Origin of the sequence: Bacillus sp. JJ1764 (genome assembly GCF_036962145.1) — a bacterium.
GTDB lineage: Bacteria > Bacillota > Bacilli > Bacillales > Cytobacillaceae > Neobacillus.
The window spans coordinates 1-9,266 of the sequence record NZ_JBALNY010000026.1 but is presented as its reverse complement, the minus strand read 5'-3'; the positions used below and the strand labels follow the sequence as shown (position 1 = coordinate 9,266).

At 39.4% G+C, this 9,266-nt stretch carries 8 protein-coding genes and 1 pseudogene; all 9 read left to right on the top strand.

The genetic code is table 11. The features are described from left to right. Window positions 1-233, top strand: a pseudogene (locus V7083_RS04035) (hypothetical protein); the annotation flags it as partial. Then, on the top strand, window positions 234-1,241 hold the full coding sequence (locus V7083_RS04030; RefSeq protein WP_335475632.1) for an AAA family ATPase: 1,008 nt from the start codon (window positions 234-236) through the stop codon (window positions 1,239-1,241). Continuing rightward, window positions 1,238-2,107, top strand: coding sequence for a DUF58 domain-containing protein (locus V7083_RS04025; protein WP_335475630.1), 870 nt, complete (start codon window positions 1,238-1,240; stop codon window positions 2,105-2,107). The genes V7083_RS04030 and V7083_RS04025 overlap by 4 nt, the downstream gene beginning before the upstream one ends. A 7-nt stretch (window positions 2,108-2,114) precedes the next feature. Next, window positions 2,115-3,893 (top strand): vWA domain-containing protein, encoded by a 1,779-nt coding sequence (locus V7083_RS04020; protein ID WP_335475628.1) that lies wholly within the window; start codon window positions 2,115-2,117, stop codon window positions 3,891-3,893. After that, complete coding sequence (locus tag V7083_RS04015; protein ID WP_335475626.1) at window positions 3,877-6,657, top strand: VWA domain-containing protein; 2,781 nt, start codon at window positions 3,877-3,879, stop codon at window positions 6,655-6,657. Before V7083_RS04020 ends, V7083_RS04015 begins: the two co-directional genes overlap by 17 nt. 107 nt (window positions 6,658-6,764) lie before the next feature. Continuing rightward, window positions 6,765-7,097 (top strand): putative DNA-binding protein, encoded by a 333-nt coding sequence (locus tag V7083_RS04010; RefSeq protein ID WP_335475624.1) that lies wholly within the window; start codon window positions 6,765-6,767, stop codon window positions 7,095-7,097. 12 nt (window positions 7,098-7,109) lie between these two features. Then, complete coding sequence (gene ffh / locus V7083_RS04005; protein WP_335475622.1) at window positions 7,110-8,462, top strand: signal recognition particle protein; 1,353 nt, start codon at window positions 7,110-7,112, stop codon at window positions 8,460-8,462. Between the two features lie 109 nt (window positions 8,463-8,571). Next, window positions 8,572-8,844 (top strand): 30S ribosomal protein S16, encoded by a 273-nt coding sequence (rpsP, locus tag V7083_RS04000; protein WP_335475620.1) that lies wholly within the window; start codon window positions 8,572-8,574, stop codon window positions 8,842-8,844. A gap of 12 nt (window positions 8,845-8,856) precedes the next feature. Further along, window positions 8,857-9,087, top strand: a complete 231-nt coding sequence (locus V7083_RS03995; protein ID WP_335475618.1) for a KH domain-containing protein — start codon at window positions 8,857-8,859, stop codon at window positions 9,085-9,087. The last annotated feature ends 179 nt before the right edge of the window (window positions 9,088-9,266 follow it).

Here is a 9,266-nt window from a genome sequence, read left to right as displayed (position 1 = left end):
GAAAAACAAACTTAGAAACCGATTCCGGGAACCTTGGTCAAGGCAGTCCCAGTCAGCAATTTTCAGGGAATGGACCGGTTTTGCGGGGACAAATTCGCTCCTATCAGGAAGTATATGGACAGTATATGGATACATATTGGAATAGTACTGACCGAGTAACACTTCCGTCCGACTTAGAAGAAATCGTAAAAAGTTATTTTACGACGATTGACCCCAATAAGGAGAATGATTAGATGACTACATTAAAAGAAAAGGAAACTCAATTTATTACAGCTGCTGAACAATTAAAAAATGTTAAGGAAGAAATAAATAAATTCATCGTGGGACAGGAGGAAGTCATTGACCAGGTTCTCTGGAGTATCTTTTCCGGAGGACATTCCTTACTTGAAGGACTTCCTGGCCTCGGGAAAACGATGCTCGTGAGATCAATTTCGGAAACGCTGGATTTATCATTTTCACGAATCCAGTTTACCCCTGATTTGATGCCATCTGATATAACCGGCACCATGCTGCTTCAACCTACTTTGGATGGAAAACAGGAATTTGTGTTTCACGAGGGTCCCATCTTTTCCAATATCATACTTGCTGACGAAATAAACCGTGCAACTCCAAAAACCCAAAGTGCGCTGTTAGAGGCAATGGCTGAACAAACTGTCACAATAATGGGAACGACTAAAAAGTTAGCTAAGCCGTTTTTTGTGTTAGCTACCCAAAATCCAATTGATTTGGAAGGAACCTACCCGCTTCCTGAAGCTCAAATGGATCGCTTTATCAGTAAAATCCATGTTGAATACCCATCTAAATCCGAATTAAAGGAAATTGCATTAAGAACAACTGGCGTAACGATTCCTTCTTTAAATAAGGTGATGAGGATCGAAGATGTTGTAAAAATCCAACAGCTATCAAAAGAAATTCTGCTTTCTGAAGAAATTCTGGATTTAGCTGTATCAGTTATTTCTGCCACCCACCCTGTTTCAGAGCATGCACCTGAGCTTGTAAAAAAATATATCCAGTTTGGCAGTGGTCCGAGGGGGATGCAAAGCTTAATTCAAATGGCAAAAACAAGGGCATTATGTTCAGGAAGATACCATGTTTCTATTGGTGATTTGAAAAAAACAGCGATTCCTGTTTTGCGCCATCGGCTGTTCTTAAACTTTGAGGCTGAAGCAAATGGAATATCCCGAGACACCATTATTGCCGAAATACTTGAACAAGTTTGCAAGGAAGGCAACAGAAGATGACAGCTATGAAAAGAAATGTGATAGGCAGCCTACAAAAAGTGAGATTAGCTGTTAAAACAAGAAGAAGAGGGATGTATAAAGGTGCTAGGGCTTCGAACCAGCTTGGTGCGTCATTGGAGTTTTCTGATTTTCGAATGTACCAGCCGGGTGATGATGTACGCCAAATAGATTGGAATGTCTATGGACGAACTCAAAAGCATTATATCAAGCGTTTCTTGGATGAACAGGAATTAAATGTTGCTCTTATCTTGGATGCAACACAGTCCATGCAGGTGATTGATTCAAAATGGCAACGGGCCAAAGAACTCGCGGCGGCATTTAGCTATATTACTTTATCTGGTGAGGATCGGTTATCCTTTTTTCCCATAGCTGCAAGGGACACAATTGGATTTACGCGAAAGGGATCGATTTACAGTAAATCTGTCTATAAGGAAATCATTCAGATTTCCCATCAGGAATCTACCGGTTCTTTTATTGAATTGTTGAAGCCTCATAATCTTAGGAATATCCAAGTAACGATCATCATAACGGACGGATTAGAAGAAGCAGTAAAATATGAGGCTCTATTAAAATCACTCGTTATGTTAAAGCATGAAGTGAAATTTATTCAGTTATTGAGTAAACAAGAAATTGAACCTGAATTAAACGGGGACTTAAAGCTGATTGATAGTGAAACTGCCCAATCTCTTAATGTAAGTCTGCATGCATCCGTTTTGGAGCGCTATAAACAACGACTTCGAGCCCATAACAAGAGCCTAGAGGAGACGTGTAAACGATTCGCAATTCCATACTTATTTGTAACAGATTCGATGGACCTTCAGGAATTTTTGTTCCATGATTGCCGGGTGAGAGGCGTTTTGAGGTGAATGTGAAGTGAGTTTTGCTAGTCCTTATTATTTTTTCCTACTAGTTTTGATTGCACTAGTAATCCTACTTTATTTTTTTCGTAAGCAATATAAGGAGACCACTATTTCAGCTCATTTCCTATGGCAGCAGGTCATGAATGAATGGGAGGCCTCCCCATGGTTGAAAAAGCTGCAGCATAATATGCTTTTTTGGCTCCAAATTATTGCTTTAACTTTATTAATGTTTGCCTTAGTCCGCCCATTCTGGGTCCAAAAGGGAATGGTAGGAGATCACGTTATTTGGATTGTTGATACATCAGCTTCGATGTCTGCGGAAGGGGAACATGGTTCTATTTTCGAACAATCAAAAGAGAAGATGCTGAAACTTTCTGAACAGATGAATGGTCAGGACCTAACATTAATTCAAGCAGGTGCGAAACCAAAGCTCCTATTAAATGGAGAAACAGACGAATCGGTCATTCGCAAAAGAATCCAAGCATTAAAAGTTACTTATGAGCATGAGGACTTTACGAAGGCCGTGAAACTTGCAGATTCACTTGTCTCAAAAGATCGTACGGTCATTCATGTCTTTTCAGATGCTGTAAAAAAAGATGAGTTGGCAGATATTTTTAAAAGTAATAATTTCGAAATTCATAATATTCAAGGTAAAAAAGAAAATATTTCAATTCTTTCTTTTGGAGTAGCTCGAAATGATCAACAAATTTCCGGATTGGCCGTTATTGAAAACCAAAGTCAACAATCTAAACCAATTACTTTTTACGTGAAAAATAAAGAAACCTCATTATTTGAAAAAAAACTCACAGTCCCTCCAAGTAAGCAAATCATGGTCGATGTGCCCAATTTACCAGAGTATCCATTTTATCAAGCTGGTATGGAGGTGGACGACAGCTATCAGGTTGATAATCAACAAACAGCTGTTTTTACGGAACAAAATCCCACAGTATATGTACTTGGAGATATAAACCCGTTTTTCATTAAAGGCTTGCAAACTTTGAATATACCGACCATTCAATTAACGGAATGGAACAAATCTAGTTTTCATAAAAGCGGCATTCTTGTGGCCGAGTCTGCTCAGCCGGATCAATTACCCAACCTGCCTGCTATTATACTTAATAAGAACAACAGGGTGAACAAAGTGGATGTTAAAGCACCATTAGTAGCAAAGAAGTCACCGCTGACAGAATATGTAGAAATGGAGAAAACTTATATTAAACAAGCTGTTCCTTCATTAAAAGGTAATTTTGAAAATGTGGTGACCAGTGGCGATATCCCTTTAATACAAACAGGCGGGATAAATGGTAACCCGGTAATCGTAATGAATTTTTCACTGAATGATTCAGATTGGCCGCTTCATCCAGGATTTCCAATCTTTCTTTATAACAGCTATCAATGGCTTGCCAAGCAGACTGACTTCCTTGGATATTTCCAACCTGGAGAGGAGAAATGGCTTCAATTAAAGCAGGGAAGTGACAAGCTTGAAGTCTTTAATGAGTCTGGGAATAGTGTGGATTCCATTGATATCCTCCAAAAAGATTTTAAAGCACCCTTAAAACCGGGTATCTACCAAGCTGTTTCTAAAAAACAATTATATTATTTTTCCGTGCTGTTAGATGATCGCGAAAAGCATCCAGAGTATGCAAAATCCGTTTCCCTAAAACCAATAGATTCCAAAAAAAATTCATGGAAAGAAACTAAAAATGATTTTTCTTGGTTTTGGTTAGCGTTGCTAAGCTTCATTGTCCTAATGACAGAATGGGAGGTATACAGACGTGGCTTTAGAGTTTAAATATCCTTTTCTGTTTATTTTATTAATCCCTGCTTTATATATTGTATTTCTTTATTTTAAACAAACAAAGGCTGTTCCAAGTGCAGAGAGTGTGTTGATTGGACTGATTAGGACACTATTATTCTCACTAATTATTTTTGCATTAACGGTTCCGCAGGTGCTACTCCCAGCAAAACAAGAAAAAGTGATATTTTTGGCTGACCGTTCCGCAAGCTATCAACAAACAGAAAATTCATTATTAAAGTGGCTGGATGAAAGTGTTCAAGGCAAAAATGCGAATCAGACATTTGCCGTGGCTTCATTTGCGGACTCCGTAACGATGGAACAATCGTTTACTAATAGAAAAAGAGTCATTACTGAATTCAATAGTAAAATAGAAAAAGGGGAAACCAACCTAGAAGAAGGAATTCAATTTGCCGCATCACTTTTCCAAAAAGGTGAAAGCGGTCGGATTGTTCTCCTTTCGGATGGGAATGAAACAGTAGGAAATAGTAGAGAGGCTGCAAAATTGCTGCAGAACCGAAATGTATCGCTAGATTATGTTCGGCTACCTCTAAAAAAAGAGGATGATATGGCCATTACGAAACTGGAGGTACCTCCAACTAGTTTTGTTGGTGAGAATACACTAATTAACGTCAGTATTTCCAGTACAGTTGAAAAAAACGCAAACATTAGAATTTCATTGAATAATCAAGATTTACTACTTGAGAAGGTAGCTGTTAAGGAAGGGAATAATCAATATACCTTTACTCATCAATCCCTTTCCCCAGGAATGGCGGTTTATAAAGCAGAGCTTGAGGTAGACGATGACAGATTTATTGAAAATAACTCGTTGAATGCTGTTTCAAAAGTGAAAGAGACGCCGAAAATTCTGGTAGTTCAGGGGAACCAAAAGGACGCCTTAACGGAAATTTTGACGAACTCAGGGTTAATTGTAGATTCGCTCGTTCCGGAGAAGTTACCTACAACGCTAGAAGGCTTTTTACAATATCAATCGATTATTTTTAATAATATCCCTGCAACAAAAGTCAGTGGATCCCAAATGAATCTAATGGAAAAAGCAGTCAAAGAATTCGGAACCGGATTTGTTATGCTAGGTGGGGATGATAGTTTTGGTCTAGGTGGCTATTTTAAAACACCTATTGAAAGACTATTGCCAGTTAATATGGATATAAAAGGGAAAAAACAAATGCCATCACTTGGTTTGGTCATTGTAATCGATCGATCTGGCAGCATGGGCGGCAGTAAACTAACATTAGCCAAAGAAGCAGCGGCCCGTTCGGCAGAGTTGTTGCGGGAGCAAGATACATTAGGATTTATTGCTTTTGATGACCGTCCTTGGACCATTATTGAGACCAAACCGATTCAAAATAAAAGTAAGGCGATTGAAAATATTCGTTCCGTTACAGTCGGCGGCGGCACGAATATTTATCCGGCATTAGCAAAAGCCTATGAGGAATTGGCGGATTTAAAGCTACAAAGAAAACATATCATTCTATTGACGGATGGACAGTCTGCCACGGGCGGAGAATATCAAACCCTGATTGAAGGTGGGAAAGATAACAATATCACCCTCTCGACTGTAGCATTGGGAAGTGATGCAGACCGCAACTTGCTAGAACAACTTGCCACTAATGGAAATGGCAGATACTATGATGTTATAGATGCTTCTGTTATACCAAGCATTCTTTCCCGGGAAACGGTAATGACAACACGGACCTATATAGAGGACACCCCGTTTTATCCGACTGTACAAGCCTACCCTGACTGGACGGCAATTTTTCAACAAGGGATCCCGAAAATGAATGCCTATATTGCCGTAACTCCGAAGAATCGGGCTCAGCTTCCCATCATAAGTCAGAAGAAAGATCCGATTTTAGCCAAATGGCAATATGGACTAGGGACAACATTTGCATTTACCTCTGATGTAACAGGTAAGTGGTCAGGGGACTTTAGCAGATGGGCCGATTGGCCAAAATTCTTGAGCCAAATGGTTGCCCAATCCCTCCCACAATATGATTCAGAACCCTATCGTTATTCCATTGAAAATCAAGATGGCAATTCGGTGATTCATCTAACAGAAGCTGTGGGGAACTTCAGACCTATGGATGCAACCATTGTATCTCAAAATGGAAAAGTATTGGATACCAATGTAAAGCCTGTGGCGCCGGGGAAAACAGATATGATTTTTCCGAACAAACCAGGGATGTATTTTCTCCGTGTAAAGCAATCTAACCATGAGGGACATGACCGCGTATTTCAAACTGGTTTTTCTATACCGTATTCAGATGAATATTTGATGAAGGGAACGAATCAACTGTTGTTAAAAGACCTTGCTTCCATCACCGGAGGGAAACAATTATCATTTGGAAAAGAAGCTTTCCGTTCTATCCATCACAAATCTTATCAAACACAAACAATTAGTCAGCAATTGCTATTCATGGCATTTCTTTTGTTTGTATTAGAGATCGTGATAAGAAGATTTGGTGTAAAACCTTTCTATCATATTATGAACAAAATTAGATTAAACCTGTATAAAGAAGAAGTTGTTAATCACACTTCTGGCATCCAGCATCTGGTCAAAGCAAAAGAGAAAGTACAGGTTAAAACGACTAAAAGAGTACAGGAAAACATGAATGAGTTTAAATTAAATGAATCGCCAGTCAAAAAAGTGAAAAAACAGACCATTACACCGAGCGTTTCTTCCGAGGATAAGGAGGAACGGATGAAACGATTATTGGAAGCTAGAAAACGCAGAAAATAAAAATGCTGTAAGCTTGCCAGATGTAAGGATACTACCTTGACAGTTTGTGTCAGACTAGGTAAACTACATTGTAAAGGCTTTTCACTTAACATGGGGAGGGATTTGGCATGCTTGAAAAGACAACACGAATGAATTATCTCTATGATTTTTACAATTCGTTGTTAACAGAGAAGCAGCAAAGCTATATGTCTCTCTATTATTTAGATGATTACTCACTCGGGGAAATTGCAGAGGAATATGATGTTAGCAGACAGGCTGTTTATGATAATATTAAACGGACAGAGGCCATGCTCGAGGAGTATGAAGAAAAGCTTCTACTTTTTCAAAAATTTCAAAATCGCTCAAGGTTAATCAGGCATTTGAAAGATTTAATCAATGCGGACAACCCTTCAAAGCAGGCAATGCTCGACGCTGTTGCCGAGCTTGAGAATCTAGATTAGGAGGCGGCATTAATGGCATTTGAAGGATTAGCCGACCGACTGCAGAACACCATCCAAAAAATCCGTGGTAAAGGTAAGGTTTCCGAAGCGGATGTAAAAGAAATGATGCGCGAGGTCCGTTTAGCGTTATTAGAGGCGGACGTAAATTTCAAGGTTGTAAAAGACTTTGTAAAAAAAGTCAGTGAACGTGCCGTTGGGCAGGAAGTACTAAAAAGCTTAACTCCCGGACAACAGATTATTAAAATTGTTAATGAAGAATTAACTGCTTTAATGGGAGGAGAGCAAAGTAAAATTGCTGTTTCCAACCGTCCACCGACTGTTATCATGATGGTCGGATTACAGGGTGCAGGGAAAACTACAACAACCGGTAAGTTAGCGCTGTTGCTTCGCAAAAAGCATAATCGCAACCCATTATTAGTTGCTGCTGATATATACCGACCTGCAGCAATTAAGCAGTTGGAAACACTTGGAAAACAACTGAGCATGCCTGTTTTTTCACTGGGCGATCAAGTAAGTCCAGTAGAAATAGCCAGACAAGCAATTGCCAAGGCAAAAGAAGAACATCATGATTATGTTCTCATCGATACTGCTGGCCGGCTGCATGTTGATGAAGCATTAATGAATGAGCTGAAGGACATCAAGGAATTAACCAAACCAGATGAAATCTTCCTCGTTGTTGACGCGATGACAGGACAGGATGCCGTTAACGTAGCTCAAAGCTTTAATGAGCAGCTCGGAGTAACAGGAGTTATCCTAACGAAACTGGATGGAGATACAAGGGGTGGAGCAGCCTTATCAATCCGCGCAGTCACTGAGAAGCCGATTAAATTTGTCGGTATGGGTGAGAAAATGGATGCACTTGAAGCATTTCACCCGGAACGGATGGCATCACGGATTTTAGGTATGGGTGATGTTCTGACATTGATTGAAAAAGCACAATCAAGTATTGATGAAGAAAAAGCAAGAGAGCTGGAGCAAAAAATGCGGACAGCCTCATTTACTCTGGATGACTTTTTGGATCAGCTAGGGCAGGTACGTAAGCTGGGACCACTTGATGAAATTCTCAAGATGATGCCAGGTGCCAACAAAATTAAAGGGTTAAACAACCTGCAAATTGATGAAAAGCAAATTGCCCATGTAGAGGCGATTATCCGGTCGATGACGAAAGAAGAAAAGTTACACCCGGAAATCCTAAATTCAAACCGTAAACGCCGGATTGCCAAAGGAAGCGGCCGCAACGTCTCCGAGGTAAACCGTCTGATTAAACAGTTTGAAGACATGAAAAAAATGATGAAACAAATGTCTGGCATGCAGCAAAAAGTAAAGAAAAAAGGCGGCTTTAAATTCCCATTTAATCCGTTTTAAGCTTGAAAAAAATGGTAATAATAATATGTAAAGAAAAAACACTTTACAAATAAATTAAGAATTGATATTATACTATCTTGTGTGAAACTATTCGGAGGTGCTATATAAAATGGCAGTAAAAATTCGTTTAAAACGTATGGGAGCTAATAAATCCCCTTTCTATCGTATCGTAGTTGCAGATTCTCGTTCTCCTCGTGATGGACGTTTCATTGAAACAGTTGGAACATACAATCCAGTTGCTGAACCAGCAATTGTTGAAATCAATGAAGAATTAGCTCTTAAATGGTTAAAAGATGGTGCGAAGCCATCTGATACGGTTCGTAACTTGTTCTCAAAACAAGGCATTATGGAAAAATTCCACAATGCAAAATTAAGCAAGTAATCGTAAACCACGATGAAAGAATTAATTGAAACTATTGTAAAGCCCCTTGTTGACTTTCCTGAAGATGTTCGTGTGGAGACGACTGAAGATGATGCTCGAATCACCTATCAGCTTACCGTTCACAAAACGGATATCGGTAAAGTAATTGGGAAACAGGGGCGTGTTGCAAAGGCCATAAGGACTGTTGTTTATGCAGCAGGATCATCACAGCAAAAGAAAATTTTTCTGGAAATTGGTGAATAGCTTTTTGCATCGAGAGAAAGGGAGGAATAATAGATCCTCCCTTTTTTGCTATCAGGAGAAAAAGCTCAAGGAAGGTGCCCGGTTCTACAAGCATGAAAAGAACGAAGGAGGCGAGCTTATGCAGCTTATTCAAACTGTAGTGGTGAAGCAAATATTAACAGAAAATAGCAAGCAGAAGC

Bases quoted from the DNA above. Each gene is read 5' to 3' on its own strand.
- V7083_RS03995 (WP_335475618.1), top strand. From the start codon at position 8,857: ATGAAAGAATTAATTGAAACTATTGTAAAGCCCCTTGTTGACTTTCCT.
- ffh (WP_335475622.1), top strand. From the start codon at position 7,110: ATGGCATTTGAAGGATTAGCCGACCGACTGCAGAACACCATCCAAAAA.
- rpsP (WP_335475620.1), top strand. From the start codon at position 8,572: ATGGCAGTAAAAATTCGTTTAAAACGTATGGGAGCTAATAAATCCCCT.
- V7083_RS04030 (WP_335475632.1), top strand. From the start codon at position 234: ATGACTACATTAAAAGAAAAGGAAACTCAATTTATTACAGCTGCTGAA.
- V7083_RS04010 (WP_335475624.1), top strand. From the start codon at position 6,765: ATGCTTGAAAAGACAACACGAATGAATTATCTCTATGATTTTTACAAT.
- V7083_RS04025 (WP_335475630.1), top strand. From the start codon at position 1,238: ATGACAGCTATGAAAAGAAATGTGATAGGCAGCCTACAAAAAGTGAGA.